This window comes from Myxococcus sp. CA039A (assembly GCF_013336645.1).
Taxonomy (GTDB): Bacteria; Myxococcota; Myxococcia; order Myxococcales; family Myxococcaceae; genus Myxococcus; species Myxococcus llanfairpwllgwyngyllgogerychwyrndrobwllllantysiliogogogochensis.
The window spans coordinates 1-1,419 of sequence record NZ_JABUMQ010000659.1; the positions used below are offsets into that span (position 1 = coordinate 1).

Genomic DNA, 1,419 nt, shown 5'->3' on the forward strand with positions numbered 1-1,419 from the left:
GGCATGATTTCGGGGATGGGCATGCGGGGAGGTTCCTGGCTCGAGTCGCGGGGCGCTCAGGCGGTGGTGGAGCAGAAGCGCTCGTAGTCGATGAGCTCCACCTTCGCGCCCGGCGCGCACACCGGGCATTGCGCGTCCCGGCGCAGCTTCAGCTCCTGGAAGCGGGTGCTCAGCGCGTCGAAGGTGAGCAGCCGGCCGACGAGCGACTCGCCCTGGCCGAGAATCAGCTTGAGGGCCTCGTTGGCCTGGAGCAGGCCGATGAGCCCGGGCAGCACGCCCAGCACTCCGGCCTCCGCGCATGAGGGCGCGAGCTCCGGCGGCGGCGGGGCGGGGTAGAGGCAGCGGTAGCAGGGCCCCTGGCCGGGGACGAAGGTCGTCACCTGTCCCTCGAAGCGGAAGACGGAGCCGTGGATGTTGGGCAGGCCCTTCATCACGCACGCGTCGTTGAGCAGGTAGCGGGTGGGGAAGTTGTCTCCGCCGTCGAGGACCAGGTCGAACCCCTCCAGCACGCGCAGGACATTGTGCGAGGTGAGCCGCTCCTGGAAGGGGATGACGCGGACGTCTGGGTTGAGGGCTTCAATCGCGGCCCTCGCGCTGACGACCTTGGGCTGGCCCCGGCGCTCCTGGGTGTGGAGCACCTGCCGCTGCAGGTTGCTCAGGTCCACCACGTCCGAGTCGACGATGCCCAGCGTCCCCACGCCCGCGGCCGCCAGGTACAGCGCCGCCGGAGAGCCCAGCCCGCCCGCGCCCATCAACAGCACGCGCGACTTCAAGAGCTTCGCCTGCCCCTCCTCGCCGACCTCCGGGAGGATGAGGTGTCGGCGGTAGCGCTCCTTCTGTTCGGCCGTGAGCACGAAGGGCTTCTCCACCGGCAGCGCCGCGTCGCTCCAGCGGTTGTAGCCGCCCGCCAGCGAGGCCACGCGTGTGTAGCCCAGCTCCTTGAGGCTCTTCACCGCCAGCGCCGAGCGCGTCCCGCCCGCGCAGTAGACGACGAGCTCCTCGTCCCGCCCGGCCCGCTCCTCGATTCGCAGCTCCAGATAGCCCCGGGGGATGTGCACGGCGCCAGGCAGCCGTCCGCCCGCGTACTCGTCAGCCTCCCGTACGTCGATGAGCTTCACCTGGGCCCGGTCGTCCAGGAGCCGCTTCACCTCGTCCACGGTGACTTCGCGAATCTCCTGTTTCACACCGGCCAGAAGCTCACGGAAGGATGGGGCCATGGGGCGGGGTATAACCCGAGGGCGGGGCGTGTTCCGCTCGGGATGAAGCGTCCGGGGCGGACAGGCGGCCGGTCCCATGGATTTTCCGGCCCCGGGCGTTATAAAGGGCCGTTCGAGAGGAGATTTTCCCGACATGGATACGACGACCACGACCCCCGCCCCGGCCACCACGACGGCCCCCCAGTCCGCCCCGCCCGAGGCC

1 protein-coding gene is annotated in these 1,419 nt (G+C 70.3%); it reads right to left on the reverse strand.

Annotated elements, in window-relative coordinates:
• Positions 1-56 precede the first annotated feature (56 nt).
• Entirely contained in the window at positions 57-1,217 is a 1,161-nt protein-coding gene (moeB, locus tag HR086_RS46830) for a molybdopterin-synthase adenylyltransferase MoeB (RefSeq protein WP_174468910.1), read from the reverse strand.
• Positions 1,218-1,419 lie beyond the last annotated feature (202 nt).

Bases quoted from the DNA above. Each gene is read 5' to 3' on its own strand.
- moeB (WP_174468910.1), bottom strand. From the start codon at position 1,217: ATGGCCCCATCCTTCCGTGAGCTTCTGGCCGGTGTGAAACAGGAGATT.